Below are 437 nucleotides of genomic sequence, written 5' to 3' on the forward strand. Positions count from 1 at the left end.
TGGCAAGCTCGATGCGGTGCCGGAGGCCAGGCGCAAGATCCTCACCAGCCATGATGCGTTCGGTTATTTCGGCCGGGAATACAGGGTGAAATTCCTGGCGCCGCTCGGGGTGTCGACGGAGACGGAGGCGTCTGCCGCGGATGTGGCCAGGCTGATCGACCAGATCAAGGCGGAGGGGGTGAAGGTGTATTTCTTCGAGAATTCCAACGATCCGAAACTGGTCAACCAGATCGCGGCGGCGACGGGGGCGAAGCCGGGCGGGGAGCTTTATGTCGAAGCGCTATCGGATAAGGATGGGCCGGCTTCGACATATTTGCGGATGTTCCGTTATAATGTCGATCGGATTGTGGGGGCGCTTGGAAGGTAGGGTGTTCCTTCCGTCAATGTTATGGCTTGGGGTTTACGCCCCAAGCGATCGTTCGACCGCAAAAGGTAAG

1 protein-coding gene is annotated in these 437 nt (G+C 58.8%); it reads left to right on the forward strand.

Going from position 1 to position 437, the window contains the following annotated elements; all coding sequences use genetic code 11:
- The coding region (locus AC1D0P_RS29945) for a metal ABC transporter solute-binding protein, Zn/Mn family (RefSeq protein ID WP_477680054.1) at positions 1-367 on the forward strand (367 nt) is incomplete at its 5' end.
- Positions 368-437 lie beyond the last annotated feature (70 nt).

This window comes from Polaromonas sp. P1_G2 (assembly GCF_056405515.1).